We start from the raw sequence: 14908 nt of genomic DNA, 5'->3' as shown, positions 1-14908 counted from the left end.
GCTGTGCCGTTGAGGAGCTTGGCTTCGAGGACGCGCATGAGCCTACTTTATCAAAGGTCTAGCAAGATAAAAGCCGCTCTTGTCGCGTCAGCGGGCCGTAGGCCTTAGGGCGGGGCTTTAAACCCAGTTTTCTTGGTAACTGCAAGGATTGACAATAGAGATCGCCGGTACGTTCCAGATGACCTTGAAGTAGCGATGCGCTTTTTGGACTCCGACCCATGCCCGAACAATCGGATCCCCTCACCCGCAGCTTGATTGCCCTGATCCGGGGTTACCAGGTCGGCATTTCTCCTTGGCTGCCACCTGCTTGTCGCTATTACCCCACCTGCTCTCAGTACACCTTGGAAGCGGTGCGGCGCTACGGTGCCCTACGAGGGGGTTGGCTGGGGATCCGTCGCCTCTGTCGCTGTCATCCCTGGCACCCAGGGGGCTACGATCCGGTTCCCGATTTGCCGGGATCCGCGCCGACCCAGAAACCATTCCGCTAGCCGGACTCAGGAGACATTTAGGTCGATTGTGGGTAGCAGGCCACAACCTCGATTTCTACTCGGGCATTGAGGGGCAGGCGAGCCACCTGCACGCAAGAGCGGGCCGGAGCCGGATCGGTGGCAAAAAACTCTCGATAAACCTCGTTCATGGCCGCAAAATCCTCCATATCGGCCAGGAAAACCGTTGTCTTCACCACCTGGGAGAGAGTGGTGCCCCCCGCTTCCAGCACCGCCTGCACGTTCAGCAATGCCTGCCGAGTTTGAGAAACAATGTCCTCCCCCACCAGTTTGCCGGTTTTGGGATCCAGGCCCACCTGCCCGGCAGTAAACAGGAATGGCCCCAGAGCAGCAACACCCTGGCTGTAGGGGCCGACAGGAGCGGGGGCAGCTTCGGTTTGCACGCCACAAAGACATGGCCCAGGCCGATCCCGGTAGTGGCCGATCTCTGGCTGGGCCGGCTTCGTCTGCTCCATAGAGGTTTGCCCAACTCTGTCGCTACGCTACCACAGGTGGATCGCCAAAAAGCGGGGCCAAGAATGCCAAGATGAACTCGTTGAGAGGGAGAGGGATCCATGCCGTTGATCAAGCTGCAAACGTCTGTGCAACCAGAAGCCGCCGCGGTAGGGGAACTGCTCAAGGTGCTGTCTGCTGCTCTATCTGAACAGTTGGGCAAGTCGGAAGCCTACGTGATGACTGCCTTTGAAGGTGGGATCCCGATGACCTTTGCCGGCAGTGGGGATCCCTGTTGCTACGTGGAAATCAAGAGTATCGGGCAATTTTCCGCCCAACAAACCCGGGCCATGAGCGAGTTTTTTTGTGGCACCATCGAGGCCCGATTGGGGATCCCCAAGAAGAGGATTTACATTGAGTTCAGCGATGCCAAAGGCTATCTTTGGGGATGGAATGGCACGACTTTCGGGTAAAGATGCTTCCCCCACTCTGAGAGCTGTTTACTCCAGCTTGCTCCAGCTCACCTCACAGGCACTTTACTAGGAGTTTGGCCAATGGAAGAGCTGCCTCAACCCAGCACAAACCCTCAAAAGCAGCGGATTTTGCTCAAGCTTGCTGCGGTTTTGGGCTCGGCCATCTTTATCTTTTGGGCAGCACATCGATTGGGATTTTTTGGGGTTATTCAAGACTGGCTCACCGGGGCTCTGGCTTGGATGGAAAGCTTGGGGCCGCTGGGGCCGATCCTCTTCATTGCCATTTACATTGTGGCGACGGTGCTGCTTTTACCGGCTTCGGTGCTGACCTTGGGGGCAGGAGCTGTGTTCGGGGTGGTGGCCGGAACTGTGTATGTGCTAATCGGGGCAACCATTGGAGCGAATTTGGCCTTTTTCATCGGGCGCTACTTGGCGCGGGAACAGGTGGCGAAATGGATTGAGGGAAATGCCAAGTTTGCGGCCATCGACCGAGCAGTGGGACGTGAGGGATGGAAAATAGTCAGCCTGATTCGGCTGTCGCCTGCGTTTCCCTTCAATGTGCTCAACTACGCCCTAGGGCTGACCCGAATTTCTTTTCTGGATAACTTGTTGGGCACTGCCGGGATCGTGCCGGGCACTTTTATGTATGTGTACATCGGCTCATTGGCGGGATCCCTGGCCAACATGGAAGGCAGGGAGTTGGATCCTCAGGCTCAAACCGCCCAATGGGTCGTTCGCCTCGTGGGGCTCATCGCCACCGTAGCTGCTACCCTCTACGTCACTCGCGTTGCCCGCCAAGCCCTACAAGAAGCGGTGGAGCCTGTTTAGGGGATTTAAGTTGGGTCGAAGATTCAGCGTGTGGAAGGCACCGGGTTGAGAACACTCACCGTTGGGCAGAGGCTTAGCCAACAACTTGGCAGAGGGTTTCCTGCCTCTCTCGGTCTTGTTCGGCCAGCTCCTGGATGGCCTGTTGGTACACTTGGGCAGGCGTGGATCCCTGGTTGACTTGTTTCAGCCAGCGTTGGGCCTCATTGCCCTGGTGGAGCAGGGTTTGCAAGGGAGCTAGAAAACAGCCTAAGCCTTGAGGTTGGCCAATGCGCCAAGCTTCGGTCAGCAGCTCTTCGATCCACTCTTGGGCCGCCCGTTCCCGGCCTGTCTGCCAATCGACCAAACGAGATTGCAGCGATTCTCGGGCAGCAGCCTGCTCGTTGGCCTCGCAAAGGCTCTCCAGCTCTGTCGGGGTAAAGGGCCCCCGCAAGGGATCCAGCGCTTCCGGCTGGGCCAGCAACTGCCAGAGACGGGCTTCCACCAAGGCGGTAATCGCCAGAACCATCACCGGATCCCCCACCAGATCGCAAATGCGCAGCTCCACCCGGTTGAGATGGTAGGGCCGATCCGGGCCGTTGGGCCGTACCGAAGCCCAGAGGTGGCGCACATTCTGCATGGTGCCCAGGGCTAGCTGCTCCTGGATCCAGGCGATGTAGTGGGCATGATCCCGGAAGAAGGGCACCTGGGCCGGCGTTTTGGGGAACACCTGCCAACGGCTGGAGTGGGATCCCGTCACCCGTCCGTCCAGAAAAGGGGAGGAAGCGCTCAGGGCCAGGTAGAGAGATGCTTCCACCCGCAACAGTCGGCAAGCCCGGAAGATAGCCTCGGTATCCGGCAGGCCGACATTGATGTGAATGCTGGCGGTTACCACCCGCGTGCCGTAGGTGCGTTCGATGTAGTCGTGGTAGGGGTTGCCGGGATCCGACCGCTCGAAGTGATCGCTGCCGCCCAAAGCCAGCGTACTCCCCGGCAGAAGGGTGTAAGGGCCAAGACGGCGCAAAAATTGCCGCAACTGCAGGCGAGGTCGCAGCAGAGCGCAGAGCAGGTCTTCGTAGCGGCGGAGAGGGGGGGTGATGTACTCCACATTGCGCCGATCCGGCTCCCGCACAAACCCCGGCAAAGCTTGGCAAATGCGATCCGATAGACCCACCACTTCCCCGGCGGCGGTGCCGGTGTACATTTCCACCTCAAAGCCCTTGGTCAACAGCACAGGCCAGCCTCCAGCCGCAGCCTCACCAGTCTAACCTTTCTCTTCTCCCCTCATTGTCCTGGGGTTTGGCAGGGAATTGGCCGATGGTAGGGAAGTTTCTCGACCTGTTTTAGGATGTCCCTGTAAAGCAGTTTCGGGAAGAGACAGAGTGGGGGATCCCATCTACATCCTGGGAGCGGGGCCGGCAGGCATGGCGGCTGCCTATCGCTTGAACCAACTGGGTTTTTCCGTAGTGGTGGTAGAACGAGAGGAGAAGGTCGGGGGTTTGGCCAAAAGTATTCAGTATCAGGGGTTTATCTTGGACTATGGCCCGCACCGTTTTTTCACTAAAATCCTGCCGGTGCGAGAGTTGTGGAATCAGGTTTTGGAATCCGAGCAAGTAACCGTCCGACGGCTCACCCGCATCTATTACCGCAAGCAGTATTTTCAGTACCCCATTCAGGCCTGGGAAGTCCTGCGCAAAGTGGGTTGGTGGGAAAGCCTGCACATTGTCCTTTCCTATCTCTGGGCACAATTAATTCCGCGACCAGCTCCCCAGAACTTTGCCGACTGGGTCAAAGGCAAGTTCGGCACCCGACTCTTTCAAATGTTCTTTGAAGGATATACGGAAAAGCTTTGGGGGATCCCTTGTACCGAGATCAGTGCTGATTGGGCTGCCCAGCGCATCAAAGGTCTCAGCCTTGGGCAAGCCATCCAAAAGGCCTTGGGGTGGAATCGAAGCTTGGCCAAGTCTCTGATCGACCAGTTTCAGTTTCCTCGTCTGGGATCCGGGCAGCTCTATGAAAAAATGCAGGAGTATTTGCTTGCCGAGGGACAAAAAGTCCTGCTCAACACAGAAGTAGTCACCCTCAGACATCGGGGATCCCAAGTTGTCGAGCTGCAACTGCGCAATCTTCAGGATGGAAGTGAAACTTGGGTCTCCCCCTCCCACGTCATTTCCTCGATCCCTCTGACGGTGTTGGTGCAGAGCCTGCGGAAATTGCCTCCCCCCCAAGTGCTGCAGGCAGCCCGCAATCTCAGATTTCGCAATACTGTCTTGGTTTACTTGATTGTGCAGGGATCCCAGCTCTTCCCCGATAACTGGCTGTATATCAACGATCCAACGGTGGGGGTGGGACGGGTGACCAACTTCGCCAATTGGTCTCCGGCCATGTTGCCCAACCAAGAGCAAACCCCCTTGTGCTGTGAGTATTGGTGCAACTTTGGGGATCCCTTGTGGCAAGCTCCTGAGGAGGAATTGCTGGCTTTGGCCGAGAAGGAGCTGCGTCAAATTGGCCTGCTTCACGATCAAAAGATCTACAGTGGCTTTGTGGTGCGCCTGCCCCGCACTTATCCCATCTATACCGGTAGCTATAAAGAAGATTTAGCCATTTTGCAGGAGTATCTCAGCCAGTTTGAAAATCTACAAGTGGTGGGCCGCTACGGCTCATTTAAATACAACAACCAAGATCACAGTTTACTGATGGGCTTGCTGGCGGCTGAGAACATTCTCCGACCCGGTAGTCACAATCTCTGGCAGGTGAACTCCGACGACGATTACCAAGAAGAAATCAAAGTGCCATCTTCACCCTTAACGATTCAGCGATGAGCTTTCCTCTCAGTCATCTGTTGCAGCGAGGTCGGCAGTACCTTGCCCCTTTCTTAGGGCAAATCTTGTTGCCCAGTTTGGCCTTGACAGTGCTGCAGATCTTTATGATCTCCCTCTGGAGTGAGGAGAGCGATTATGTTTCCATCTTCAAGGGCCTAACTCAGTGGGATAGCCATTGGTATCTCGGCATCACGCGGCGAGGGTACCAGTTTGTGGGCTTTGACAAGATTGCCTATGAGCAGAGCAACGTGGCTTTTTTCCCCGGCTATCCCCTGGCGGTGGCCGGAATCAGCCGCCTTTTGAGAGTTGACCCTGAACTGGGGCTTTACCTAACTGCTCAGCTCTTTTGCTGGCTGATGTGGGTTTACCTTTTCCTGTTTTACCGCAGGTGGCAAGTCTCCCCGCTCTGGCAAATTTTGGCGAGCTTGATTATTTTCATCTATCCCACCAGCTTCTATCTGTGCGTAGGCTACAGCGAATCTTTGTTTATGGCCAGCCTGTTGGGCTTTTTCTACTGGTCAGTTTATTTGGACTCCCCTCGGCGAATGCTCTTAGCTGGGATCCACGGCCTCGCTATGAGTGCTACTCGTATTTTGGGTTTGCCGCTGGCATTGATCCCTTTTCTGAATCTTTTGAATCCGGTGAAGAGAGCTGGATTCCGCTGTTGGTTTTGGACAGGTATTGTAGTGAGCTTGGCTCTGTTGGGTGGCCTGGGCTTTTTCCTCTATTGTCAGCTTCGCTTTGGCCGCTGGGATCTCTACATGGAAATGCAGTCCTATCTTGGCCCCAGTTCTCCCAATTACCTGGCCATTCTTCAAGCTCACACTTATACCCACCTCTTTTCCCCTGGCTATTGGCAGTCCCTATTCTCTTCTTCTGCTGCTTTGAGAGATGGAGGATGGGGAATTTCTGCCAGTCAACTGTTTGTCCCTCTCACCTTGGGATCCCTGCTTGTTACAGACTTGATGGATGCGGCAGGAGTTATGGTGGGTAAAAGCCAATGTTGGCGGGAGCGGTTGGGATTTCACCTGGCTGCTTGGGCCATGTTTTACATCGCTGCGGCTGCCATGAGTTCCCTGGGCCAGCGAAGCATGAGCCGCTATTGCCTGCCGGTTCACATCGTGCAGGTGCTGGCGTTGGTGCATTGGGCCAAACACACCGATTTCAGCTTCATCCCCCAGCGGATGCGGCCCTATCTTGGTGTCGCCTTGAAGCTGGGATATGGGCTGCTGGCTTTCATTTTTTTTGCCCTAAACCAAATCCTCACTTGGCGCTACGCCCAACATCTTTGGGTAGCTTGAACCGGCTTGGCTGGGGATAGGATGTGAGGGATCCCAACTTCTCACCGGCTGAGAGCTGTGGCCTTCTCTTCTCCCCGCAAGTCTCCCCGTCAAAACTCAGCCCCGCGTGTCGCTCAGACCCTTGAGCCCGCCAAAATTTACCCCTGCCCGTGCTGCCATCAAGGTCAGTTGCGCCTGATCACCCTAACCGAAGCCTTTGGGTGTAGCCGTTGCCAGCATATTTTTGCCATTACCCCCGACCGCCTGTACATCGAGCAACTGGCCGTTTCTTATCCCTATCGCAAAATGTGGTTCTGGAACGGCTACCAATGGGTGTTGCGGCGGGAAAACACCCTACAGGGATCCGCGCTCTTGGGCCTCACCCTCAGCTTGGGCATCGTTTTGGTGATTGGGTTTATCGGCGCGGTGCTCTTCCCGACCCAAACCCAGTTGCTCAGTTGGTTCATGATTCTCGGCTTGTTGCTAACGCTGCTGATGGTAACGGCGATCCTGCTGCTGCGGCGGCCCTGAGGTGAGTGAGATTTTCTCCAGCGACTGGTCTCCAGAATTGGCAGCCCCAGCACTTGTGGATCCAACCATTTCTTGTTAGCAGTGGTCTGGAGAACGCAGCGGGTCTGTCTCTAATGGGCTAGGCGGGAGAAGTTCAAGTGACAGATTTCGGTTCAGACTTTGACTTAGGTACCACTCTGCGACAGGTACGCCGTTTGCTACCCCAACTGCAGCGGTTGAGCAGCCAAATCAAGCGCCAGGCCCTGCTGGCTCTCTCGCGGTGTTTGCTGGAGCGCTCCGATCTGCTGCTGGAAGCCAATACCCTTGACCTGGAAAGTTGCCGCGAGCAAACCGTACCGGAGTGGATCCTCAACGGCCTGAAGCTCACCCCCGAGCGCCTACAGCGATCCGCCCAGTTGCTGACTCTCCTGGCCCAGCAGCCGGATCCCATTGGCAAGCTGGAGAAGGGGTACCGCCAGGAGAACGGCCTGTTTATTGGCCGCTACCGCGTTCCATTGGGGTTGATCGCTCTGGTCTATGAAATCTACCCCGAGTTTGCCCTAAATGGCATTGGCATGTGCTTAAAAGCGGGAAACGGCGTGATTTTGGCCAGCAGCGGTCCCATCCAGAAAACTCACCAGGCTATGGTCAACCTGTTGGCAGAGACGGCTTATGAGCACGGGATCCCGGAAGGGGCCATTCAAACCTTGCCCGCCCAAGACCGAACCGCAGATCCCCAAGTAGATTCCCCACTATTGCCGTTGTTACAGCAAACCCGCTACCTAGACCTGGTGATTCCCTGCGGTCGCCCCGGATGGGTGGAGTTCCTGTTGCAGGCCAGCAAAGTGCCGACTCTGGCCACCCATTTGGGCTACGGCCACATCTATCTGGATCGCACTGCCCCTTGGCCCTTGGTCAAATCGGCTTTGTTGGATCCCCTGGCCCAGTACGGCTCAGAAGGGATCCCTATCTATCAGCCCCTCACCCTTTGGCTGCTGATCCACACCGATTGGGCCGCCAACCATCTGACCGCCTTGGTGGAGGACTTGCTGGGTCACGGGATCGCTGTACAGGCAGCAGCACCCATCCTAGAGCAGTTCCCGCAGCTCCAGCCGCTTGGGGAAGGCTTTGACTCGACAGAACGACCTCATCTGCGCCTGCAGCCCATTGCCGACCTGACGGAGGCGATCGCCTGGATCAACAAAAATGGTTGCCGTCAATCGGAGACGATCCTCACCGATAGCCAATCGGCGGCCCAACGCTTTCTCCAAGAGGTGGATGCCGCCCTGATCCACATCAACACTTCCCCCCTCTCAGCAGGTCGGGGAGCTGGGATCCCCACGTTGGGAGCGTTTCGCGACCTGTCTTTGGGCATTTCTACTCAGCGGCTGCACGTGCGCGGGCCCATCGACGTGGAAGCTTTGACAACGGTGAAGGTGGTGGCTCAGGGTGACCTGTAGAGCTGGAAGGTTGGTCGGCCCGCCCAAGGACCCAAGAGCTGCGATGAGGCTGGAGAAGAATAAGAATAGTAAAGAATAGATCGACATCAGCTCACCATCCAACCGAGCCCAAAGGGAGGACTTTTTTGGGGATCGACCTTCGCAGTTACGTGTTTTTGGATCGGCTGCAGCCCCAGTATGCCGCTTATCTGGGCACAGTGGCCTACGGCTTTTTGCCCCTGCCCGGGGACACTTCCCTGTGGATCGAGATCTCTCCCGGCATTGAGATCAACCGCGTCATGGATGTGGCGCTCAAGGCCACTTCCGTTAGGCCGGGGCTGCAGGTGGTGGAGCGGCTCTACGGCCTTTTGGAGGTACACTCCAGCAACCAAGGGGACACCCGCACGGCTGGCCGCGCCATTTTGTCTGCCTTGGGGGTGAGCGAACAGGAGCGCCTCAAACCACGCATCATCTCCAGCCAGATCATCCGCAACATTGATCCCCACCAAACCCAGTTGATTAACCGTTCCCGCCGTGGCCAAATGCTCCTGGCCGGCCAAACCCTCTATATCCTGGAGGTGCAACCGGCAGGCTATGCCCCCCTGGCTGCCAACGAGGCAGAAAAATCTGCCCAGATCAACATCCTGGAGGTGATGCCTTTCGGTAGCTTTGGCCGCGTGTACTTGGGAGGGGAAGAGCGAGATATTCTGGCCGCCTGCCGTGCTGCTGAAGCCGTCTTGGCGGGGGTTTCCGGTCGGGAGCCCCTCTTGTTGCCTGAGGAGGTGTAGCCAATGGCAGACTCCGATCCCAAGCCAAGATCGCCCCTGTCGCAGCGGCGGGATCCCTCTTCAGCGGAGCAAGTGAGGCTCTTGACGGAGCTGGCCGCTCCCTATCGCAGCTTGCGGCGCTTCATCTACCTGGCAGCGGGCTTCTCGGCCACCATTGGGGCGTTTGTGTTTTTCTTTCAGGCCCTGGCGGGGCGAGACTTAAGCACCACCTTGCCCAGCTTGGCCTTGCAGTTGGGGATCCTGGCCGGCGCCATCGGCCTAAACAGGCTGGAAAACCGCTCTCACCAGAAGGTGATCAGACAGGTCAAACAACGCTTGGGCATGCAGCAAGACTCCCAGGAGCCCCAACGGTCGGCGGACAGTTAGCCCGCCCATTCCCCGCAGCCCCTTTCTCAATCCAGATCAAAGTCATCATCATCCGCGTCAGCACTGCGCAGATAGCGGCGCTGAGTTTGGCGAGCGGGATCCCCTTGTGACCACTTTTGGACAATTTGGACACCCAGAAAGGTCAGAAAGGCCCCCAAAGCCACAAACGTGAGAAGTGGGATCGCCAGGATCACCACTGCGCCCAGGACATAGATAGCCACCTTGGGCAGAGACGGATCCACCCCCCAGCGGCGGCTGCGCACCCAATCGGTGAGCTGCTGATCCCATTGGCGCAGGCGAGGCCTGTTCTCCTCGAAGATCTCCAGCAAAATCGGCCCCAGACGACGCAGATTGCCCTGAGTTTGCCTTCGCCAATCCTGCACCGAACGCCCCATGTTCAGGATCCCTTGTCCTGTGATCTTCAGGCCGATCCTAGCCCAACCCTAGCAACCTTCCCATCAGCTCAGAGGACGACCCCACCGGATGTAAATTTGTTTGAACATTTGGATCGGAGATTTTGGAGGCTTCCCAGGACTACAGTACACTGAGGGCACTGGCGCAGCGATGTTGCTGCCATGCCGATTCGGTAAACCTTTTTTAACTTTTCAACCTGCTCGACTGGAGAACGCTAATGGCTCACTCGGTCAAGATCTACGACACCTGCATCGGCTGCACTCAGTGTGTGCGGGCTTGTCCCACCGACGTGTTGGAGATGGTGCCCTGGAAGGGAAAAAACAAAGCTGGGATGATCGCGGCTGCCCCCCGCACCGAAGACTGTGTTGGCTGCAAACGCTGTGAAACCGCTTGCCCTACCGACTTCCTGAGCATCCGGGTCTACCTTGGCCCCGAAACCACCCGCAGCATGGGCTTGGCCTACTGAGTTGCTGGGGGCTGGTTGCATCCTGATTTGCAATTGCCTATAAATTACTGGCAAAAGCTTCACCGAGAGTTTGGCGTGCAAGCCCCGGCATTGATGCCTGGGAAAGAGTCGTCATCAAGCTTAACCAAAAAACTGGGTTTAAAGCCCCGTCCTTCCAGGGCGGCTTTGCACTATGCTGCCTGTAGCGGCGGGGTAGTCAACCGCTCTTGCCTAACGCCTGCTGTCCGCAAGTCCCCCCTTCGGGGGGATTCATAGAAAGCAAATTCGAAAGCATTTGAAAAGCCAAGTAGCTTTTGGAACGTTCCGCTCGTAGGGCTTCCTGCACCAACTGTTCTCTGGTGGTGTGGTTGAGTAGCTCTTTCAGACTATCGGGGGTCATCAGAGATTGGATCCCAGTTAACCGCCGGCCATTAAGCGGTTTCTGACCCTTTCTACCTCCCAACCGACCTGGAAACCTAGAAGTGGAGATCCCAAACGGGGAAAAACCCCACCAGCAGCTCCACGATCACCAAAGCCGGTAGCAAGTTGGCCACCCGCAGGCGGGCCAGGCCGAGCAGGTTGAGGCCAATGCCCAAGATCAGGATCCCACCGGTGGCCTCCAAGGCAGCGATCAGGTCTGGGCGCAACAGAGGCTGCAACTGCCGCGCCAACAAAGCCACTCCCCCCTGAACCAGGAGCACCGGCACCGCAGAAAATAGGGTGCCCCAGCCAAGGCTGGCGGTGAAGGCGAGGGTGGCGATCCCGTCCAAAGCGGCTTTCACCAACAACAGCGAGGGATCCCCCAATCCATCCTGGATGGATCCCAGCAGGGTCATGGGGCCGACCACAAACAGGATGCTGGTGGTGACGAAGGCATGGGTAATCGGGTTGGGGCCCAGCCAACGGCTTACCTGCTTTTCCAGGGCCTGGCCAATCCGCTCAAAAGCAGCCTCGATGTCAATCCACTCCCCCAGCACAGCTCCTGACATCAGAGCAACCAAAACCGTTACCGCTTGGGCGGCACTGCCGAGGGTGAGGGCCATTTGGATCCCTAAGACCAGCACCAGGGATCCCATGGCTTGCAAAAGGGTTTGGCTCATTCGCTGGGGCAGGCGGCTACCTACTCCCCAACCAAGGCCGCTCCCCGCCAAGATGGCGAGGGTATTGACGAGAGTGCCGGTGCCGGGAGGAGCCATAGACTTTTTAGCGCCCAGACTTTCCACTCTCAGTTTCCGATAAAGACCTGTCCCAAGCCTGCGCGGAAGCACCTATGCAGATTCAGCTATTCCCGCTGCCAATCCTGGCTATACTGAGGACACGCCTACCTGATCAGATGGGGGCTTTCACTCCACGAAGACATCCGATGAGCTTTTGGAAGGGCCTGTTCGGGGCAGCAGGGGCCGCTTCGACGAAAGAGTTGGCGCAAAAAACGACGGCCAAAGCTGGTCATGTTGCCGCGCAGCGCAGTCGCGACCGTCAGGAAGTGGTGGCGGTACAGGGCGAGTCCATCCTGTTCAGCTTGGATCCCAACTTGGATCTGTACGAGCTGGAGGAGCTCTGCGATGCGGTGGGATGGTCGCGTCGTCCCATTCCCAAGGTGAGAAAAGCCCTGCAGCACAGCTTTTTGGTGGTGTCGATGTGGCAGCAGCGGGGCAGCTATCGTCGCCTCATCGGCTTTGCCCGGGCAACGTCCGACCACGCCTTCAATGCCACCATTTGGGACGTGGTGGTTCATCCCGATTTCCAGGGCAAGGGTCTGGGCAAGCGGCTGATGGAAAAGGTGATCCAAGAGCTGCGCGCCCAAGACATCAGCAACATCACCCTTTTTGCCGATCAAGGGGTGGTCAGCTTTTACGAGCGGCTGGGCTTCACCCCCGACCCCGAGGGGATCAAAGGCATGTTCTGGTATCCCCGCTAGCGTATGGCTCCTCTGGTGATTTTGCCCGGTTATCTGGCGGGCGCGTCGGAGTATGAGCCCTTGCGTCAAGAGCTGGAAGCCCGCGGCTATGCGGCACGGGTGGTGCCGTTACGGGTGCGCAGTTGGTTTCCCACGCTGGGGGGAAGGCCCGTCACTCCCATCCTGTGGGCGCTGCGAGAGGCCATCCAAAAGACCTGCGCTGAGTTTGGGGTTGACCGGGTTAACCTGGTGGCCCACTCCGCCGGCGGCTGGATTGCCCGCATCTACCTGGGATCCGTGCCTTACGGGGGACAGGTGTGGCAGGGGCGGGAGCACGTCGCTACGCTGATCAGCCTGGGATCCCCTCACATCAGCCGGGAGCGCTGGACGAAGCGCAATTTGGACTTTGTCAACACCCACTATCCGGGGGCCTTTTGGCCCGAGGTGAACTATGTGTGCGTGGCGGGCAGAGCCATTCAGGGGCGGCGCTTGGGCCTGGGATCCCTGTGGCGACAGGAGGATTATCTGGCTTGGCTGGCCTACAACAGCTATTGGCTCACGGCTGGACAGGGGGAATTGTGGGGCGATGGCATTATCCCCATCGAGGCTGCCCACTTGCAGGGGGCTGTCAATCTCACCCTGCCCGACTGTTACCATTCCGGTCGGGGTGGACGGCGCTGGTATGGATCCCCCGAGGTGGTGGAAACCTGGGCTCGGTATTTGGCTTAGGGCCTGCCTTTAGCTGCTGGGCTCGCTCGGGTCGGCAAGGGAAGTCTCGGGCAAAGAGGCGGCGGATTGGCGGCGTTCCTGCTGGCGTCGGGCGGCTTTCACCATCTCCTCGACCACAGCCCGCGCCTGCTTCATGCGATCCAAACTACTCCGATAGAGCTCCAGATCCTTTTTCACCCGCTCTGCCGAAAAGGGCAGCTTGCCCACCACATCCTCCAAAAAGCGGCGGGTGCGCTCTTCCGCTTCTTTGTAAAGGGACTTGGCCACGGCTTCATAGGCTGTATAAAGGCCAACAGCCAAGACCCGGCTGTAGGCATAGGGCGGCTGAGTCATGCGCTCCAAAATGGCTTTCAACCCGCCCACATCTTCCGCCTCTGGCTTGAGGCAAAGGAGATCCAGTCTCTGACGGGGATCCCCGCTGCGCATCAACTCCAGCAGATCGCGGGCATTCTTGCGCAACACCTCCGGCTTGAGGTGCAAAGCCTTACAGAGGGCGTTGAAAATGGCTTCTCGCTGTTCGGGGGGTTGGTAGGCTTCCATCAGCCCGTCGTAGAGGGTGACCATCCCCAAGGCAAAAAACGGATCGTAGATGAAGGTGCTGTTGACGGTGGTCAGGTGCAGCTCGACCAACAACTCCTCCACCACCCGGCGATAGACGGCGTTGATCGGGCGAGGGTAGGCGCTGAAAAAGGCCGCTTTGGTGGCGGAGAGGGTGCGAACAGGATTCACAGGCAGACAAAAAAAGGTGAGCTTGAGGACGGCTTTCTCTGTTCTATTCTCGCCTGTGGTGACCCTGAGGGCAAGCGACGACCAATACAGCCGCATCTTGGCTCCGCTATGGTGAATAGATGGGTGGGAAGATGGGTTGAGGGAGGCGATGGCAACAACAGACGTGACGGTGGTGGTGAAGATCGGCACCTCTAGCCTGACAGATACTCAGACCGGCTCGTTGCGTCTTTCCGTATTGGGGCCGCTGGTGGAGGTGCTGACTCACCTGCGCCGGCAGGGATACGCGGTGATCTTGGTCTCCTCCGGGGCGGTGGGGGTGGGCTGTGCTCGCCTTGGCTGGCGGCAACGACCGACGGCCATTGCCGAAAAGCAGGCGGTGGCTGCGGTGGGACAGGGGCGGCTGATCCGCCTTTACGATGACCTCTTCTCGGCTCTGAACCAGCCGATTGCCCAAGTGCTGCTCACCCGTGGCGATCTGGTGGAGCGCAACCGCTACGTGAACGCCAATCGCACGTTTGCCCAATTGCTGCAGATGGGGGTTATTCCCATCGTCAACGAAAACGACACGGTGGCGGTGGAAGAGTTGAAGTTTGGTGACAACGACTCGCTTTCGGCGTTGGTGGCCAGCATGGTGCAGGCCAAGTGGCTCATCCTGCTCACCGATGTGGACAAGCTCTATTCGGCTGACCCCAACCGAGATCCTTCCGCTGAGCCCATCGAGCGGGTGTTGCCCGGGATCCCGCTACAGGTGAAGGCCGAAGCCCAGGGGAAAAGCGGCTGGGGCACCGGCGGCATGGCCACCAAACTGACCGCTGCTCAAATTGCTACAGCTGCAGGGGTAACGGTGGTGATCACCAATGGCAAACGGCCTGAGCAGATCCCGGCAATTCTGGCCGGCGAGGCCATCGGCACCCGCTTTGATCCGGCTCCTCAGCCCGCCAGCGCCCGCAAGCGATGGATTGCCTACGGCCTCATCCCCGAGGGATCTTTGACTTTGGATGAGGGGGCGGTACGAGCGGTGTGCGAGCAAGGGCGCTCGCTGTTGCCGGCAGGGATCACAGCCATTTCTGGGGAGTTTGAGGCGGGGGCTGCCGTGCGCCTGTGCGATCCCAGCGGCCAGGAGGTGGCGCGGGGCCTGGTGAACTACAGCGCCGAGGAGCTGCGGCAGATTAAGGGCAAAAAAACCGCCGAGATTCCCCGCATCCTGGGCTACGAAGGGGTTGATACTGCCGTCCACCGGGATAACTTGGCCTTGCTCAATTGAGGCCATGGGT

At 58.0% G+C, this 14908-nt stretch carries 18 protein-coding genes; 13 read left to right on the top strand and 5 right to left on the bottom strand.

Annotation, left to right across the window (positions count from 1 at the left end):
* Window positions 1-218: 218 nt before the first annotated feature.
* A complete protein-coding gene (yidD, locus tag NW816_RS12360; protein ID WP_414409354.1) occupies window positions 219-488 on the top strand; it encodes a membrane protein insertion efficiency factor YidD in 270 nt (89 codons plus the stop codon).
* 17 nt (window positions 489-505) lie between these two features.
* Here yidD and NW816_RS12355 read toward each other — a convergent pair whose 3' ends face one another.
* Complete coding sequence (locus NW816_RS12355) at window positions 506-889, bottom strand: RidA family protein (protein WP_414357217.1); 384 nt, start codon at window positions 887-889, stop codon at window positions 506-508.
* Between the two features lie 171 nt (window positions 890-1060).
* Between NW816_RS12355 and NW816_RS12350 the strand changes: the two genes are divergently transcribed.
* Both NW816_RS12350 and NW816_RS12345 read left to right on the top strand, forming a co-directional pair.
* Entirely contained in the window at window positions 1061-1411 is a 351-nt protein-coding gene (locus NW816_RS12350; RefSeq protein WP_414357213.1) for a phenylpyruvate tautomerase MIF-related protein, read from the top strand.
* Window positions 1412-1492: 81 nt separating this feature from the next.
* The gene (locus NW816_RS12345) at window positions 1493-2239 is read left to right on the top strand and encodes a TVP38/TMEM64 family protein (RefSeq protein ID WP_414409353.1); all 747 of its coding nucleotides are present in this window, start codon (window positions 1493-1495) and stop codon (window positions 2237-2239) included.
* A 73-nt stretch (window positions 2240-2312) separates the two neighbouring features.
* Here NW816_RS12345 and gshA read toward each other — a convergent pair whose 3' ends face one another.
* A complete protein-coding gene (gene gshA / locus NW816_RS12340; protein ID WP_414409352.1) occupies window positions 2313-3449 on the bottom strand; it encodes a glutamate--cysteine ligase in 1137 nt (378 codons plus the stop codon).
* Between the two features lie 148 nt (window positions 3450-3597).
* Here gshA and NW816_RS12335 point away from each other — a divergent pair, with 148 nt between their 5' ends.
* The 6 genes from NW816_RS12335 to NW816_RS12310 all read left to right on the top strand — a co-directional run bounded on the left by NW816_RS12335 (window position 3598) and on the right by NW816_RS12310 (window position 9420).
* Window positions 3598-5037 carry an NAD(P)/FAD-dependent oxidoreductase gene (locus NW816_RS12335; protein ID WP_414409351.1) on the top strand — a complete coding sequence of 480 codons (1440 nt, stop codon included), beginning with the start codon at window positions 3598-3600 and terminating at the stop codon, window positions 5035-5037.
* A complete protein-coding gene (locus NW816_RS12330; protein ID WP_414409350.1) occupies window positions 5034-6338 on the top strand; it encodes a mannosyltransferase family protein in 1305 nt (434 codons plus the stop codon). Before NW816_RS12335 ends, NW816_RS12330 begins: the two co-directional genes overlap by 4 nt.
* Before the next feature lie 57 nt (window positions 6339-6395).
* Window positions 6396-6848, top strand: coding sequence for a hypothetical protein (locus tag NW816_RS12325; RefSeq protein WP_414409349.1), 453 nt, complete (start codon window positions 6396-6398; stop codon window positions 6846-6848).
* Between the two features lie 137 nt (window positions 6849-6985).
* A complete protein-coding gene (locus tag NW816_RS12320; protein ID WP_414409348.1) occupies window positions 6986-8287 on the top strand; it encodes a gamma-glutamyl phosphate reductase in 1302 nt (433 codons plus the stop codon).
* A 125-nt stretch (window positions 8288-8412) separates the two neighbouring features.
* The gene (locus NW816_RS12315; protein ID WP_414409347.1) at window positions 8413-9054 is read left to right on the top strand and encodes a hypothetical protein; all 642 of its coding nucleotides are present in this window, start codon (window positions 8413-8415) and stop codon (window positions 9052-9054) included.
* A gap of 3 nt (window positions 9055-9057) precedes the next feature.
* On the top strand, window positions 9058-9420 hold the full coding sequence (locus NW816_RS12310; protein ID WP_414374954.1) for a DUF3493 domain-containing protein: 363 nt from the start codon (window positions 9058-9060) through the stop codon (window positions 9418-9420).
* A 26-nt stretch (window positions 9421-9446) separates the two neighbouring features.
* Here NW816_RS12310 and NW816_RS12305 read toward each other — a convergent pair whose 3' ends face one another.
* A complete protein-coding gene (locus tag NW816_RS12305; protein ID WP_414357203.1) occupies window positions 9447-9815 on the bottom strand; it encodes a hypothetical protein in 369 nt (122 codons plus the stop codon).
* 236 nt (window positions 9816-10051) lie between these two features.
* Between NW816_RS12305 and psaC the strand changes: the two genes are divergently transcribed.
* A complete protein-coding gene (gene psaC, locus NW816_RS12300; RefSeq protein WP_414350136.1) occupies window positions 10052-10300 on the top strand; it encodes a photosystem I iron-sulfur center protein PsaC in 249 nt (82 codons plus the stop codon).
* Window positions 10301-10755: 455 nt separating this feature from the next.
* Here psaC and NW816_RS12295 read toward each other — a convergent pair whose 3' ends face one another.
* The gene (locus NW816_RS12295; RefSeq protein WP_414409346.1) at window positions 10756-11475 is read right to left on the bottom strand and encodes a DUF554 domain-containing protein; all 720 of its coding nucleotides are present in this window, start codon (window positions 11473-11475) and stop codon (window positions 10756-10758) included.
* Between the two features lie 167 nt (window positions 11476-11642).
* On the opposite strand from NW816_RS12295, the gene NW816_RS12290 reads away from it, so the two are divergent.
* Window positions 11643-12197, top strand: a complete 555-nt coding sequence (locus NW816_RS12290) for a GNAT family N-acetyltransferase (RefSeq protein ID WP_414357199.1) — start codon at window positions 11643-11645, stop codon at window positions 12195-12197.
* A 3-nt stretch (window positions 12198-12200) separates the two neighbouring features.
* On the top strand, window positions 12201-12905 hold the full coding sequence (locus NW816_RS12285) for an esterase/lipase family protein (RefSeq protein WP_414357197.1): 705 nt from the start codon (window positions 12201-12203) through the stop codon (window positions 12903-12905).
* Between the two features lie 9 nt (window positions 12906-12914).
* Here NW816_RS12285 and psb29 read toward each other — a convergent pair whose 3' ends face one another.
* A complete protein-coding gene (psb29, locus tag NW816_RS12280; RefSeq protein WP_414374951.1) occupies window positions 12915-13730 on the bottom strand; it encodes a photosystem II biogenesis protein Psp29 in 816 nt (271 codons plus the stop codon).
* A 52-nt stretch (window positions 13731-13782) separates the two neighbouring features.
* Here psb29 and proB point away from each other — a divergent pair, with 52 nt between their 5' ends.
* Window positions 13783-14898: a glutamate 5-kinase gene (gene proB / locus NW816_RS12275; protein ID WP_414409345.1), complete on the top strand. Its 1116-nt coding sequence runs from the start codon at window positions 13783-13785 to the stop codon at window positions 14896-14898.
* The last annotated feature ends 10 nt before the right edge of the window (window positions 14899-14908 follow it).

The sequence above is a fragment of the Synechococcus sp. W55.1 genome (assembly GCF_047461655.1).
Classification (GTDB): Bacteria; Cyanobacteriota; Cyanobacteriia; order Thermostichales; family Thermostichaceae; genus Thermostichus.
Note: the sequence above shows the minus strand (reverse complement) of the source record. Positions and strands in the feature narration are given on the sequence as shown.

What these genes read in the sequence shown, in the direction of transcription:
- yidD (WP_414409354.1), top strand. Translation starts at nt 219, where the DNA reads ATGCCCGAACAATCGGATCCCCTCACCCGCAGCTTGATTGCCCTGATC.
- NW816_RS12350 (WP_414357213.1), top strand. Translation starts at nt 1,061, where the DNA reads ATGCCGTTGATCAAGCTGCAAACGTCTGTGCAACCAGAAGCCGCCGCG.
- NW816_RS12345 (WP_414409353.1), top strand. Translation starts at nt 1,493, where the DNA reads ATGGAAGAGCTGCCTCAACCCAGCACAAACCCTCAAAAGCAGCGGATT.
- NW816_RS12330 (WP_414409350.1), top strand. Translation starts at nt 5,034, where the DNA reads ATGAGCTTTCCTCTCAGTCATCTGTTGCAGCGAGGTCGGCAGTACCTT.
- NW816_RS12310 (WP_414374954.1), top strand. Translation starts at nt 9,058, where the DNA reads ATGGCAGACTCCGATCCCAAGCCAAGATCGCCCCTGTCGCAGCGGCGG.
- NW816_RS12305 (WP_414357203.1), bottom strand. Translation starts at nt 9,815, where the DNA reads ATGGGGCGTTCGGTGCAGGATTGGCGAAGGCAAACTCAGGGCAATCTG.
- psaC (WP_414350136.1), top strand. Translation starts at nt 10,052, where the DNA reads ATGGCTCACTCGGTCAAGATCTACGACACCTGCATCGGCTGCACTCAG.
- NW816_RS12295 (WP_414409346.1), bottom strand. Translation starts at nt 11,475, where the DNA reads ATGGCTCCTCCCGGCACCGGCACTCTCGTCAATACCCTCGCCATCTTG.
- NW816_RS12290 (WP_414357199.1), top strand. Translation starts at nt 11,643, where the DNA reads ATGAGCTTTTGGAAGGGCCTGTTCGGGGCAGCAGGGGCCGCTTCGACG.
- NW816_RS12285 (WP_414357197.1), top strand. Translation starts at nt 12,201, where the DNA reads ATGGCTCCTCTGGTGATTTTGCCCGGTTATCTGGCGGGCGCGTCGGAG.
- psb29 (WP_414374951.1), bottom strand. Translation starts at nt 13,730, where the DNA reads ATGCGGCTGTATTGGTCGTCGCTTGCCCTCAGGGTCACCACAGGCGAG.
- proB (WP_414409345.1), top strand. Translation starts at nt 13,783, where the DNA reads ATGGCAACAACAGACGTGACGGTGGTGGTGAAGATCGGCACCTCTAGC.